The organism is Aliidiomarina sanyensis, from assembly GCF_003987175.1.
GTDB lineage: Bacteria > Pseudomonadota > Gammaproteobacteria > Enterobacterales > Alteromonadaceae > Aliidiomarina > Aliidiomarina sanyensis.
In genome coordinates this window covers 1-568 of the sequence record NZ_PIPM01000047.1, presented here as the reverse complement: position 1 = coordinate 568, position 568 = coordinate 1, and the positions used below count along the sequence as shown (strand labels likewise).

At 46.3% G+C, this 568-nt stretch carries 2 tRNA genes; both read right to left on the bottom strand.

Annotated elements, in window-relative coordinates:
* Positions 1 to 275 precede the first annotated feature (275 nt).
* Positions 276 to 351: transfer RNA gene (locus tag CWE11_RS12025), tRNA-Ala, on the bottom strand.
* A gap of 140 nt (positions 352 to 491) precedes the next feature.
* A tRNA-Ile gene (locus CWE11_RS12020) sits at positions 492 to 568 on the bottom strand.

Below are 568 nucleotides of genomic sequence, written 5' to 3'. Positions count from 1 at the left end.
TACTTCGAGCTCTAAAGTTTCTGACTGAACGATACGCCTTCACCAAATCGTCTGGTGAGTTTTTACCTGGCTTGTTCAAACTTCGTTTGTTTCTTTATCAGCTTGTCCAAATTTTTAAAGAGCACATCACATAAAGTGATTGGTCAATGCTTTATCAAGCACTCAACAATCGCTTTACTCGAAACAGAGAAAAATAAGTTTTCTTAAGACAAGGCCGGGAGTGAGGAAGTGTACTCCAGTACACGACGAAGTCCCGAACGCAGTATTAAGGAAAATGGTGGAGCCATGCGGGATCGAACCGCAGACCTCCTGGATGCAAACCAGGCGCTCTCCCAGCTGAGCTATGGCCCCAAGCCGAAGGCTTGGCCAATCCATCACCAAACCTAATAATCTTCTTCTTGAAAAGTGAATTTCAAATGAGGGCAAGGCGTGGGATGAGGAAGCATACATCAGTATGCGACGAATTCCACAACGAAGCCATCATGAAGAAATGGTGGGTCTGAGTAGACTTGAACTACCGACCTCACCCTTATCAGGGGTGCGCTCTAACCAGCTGAGCTACAGACCC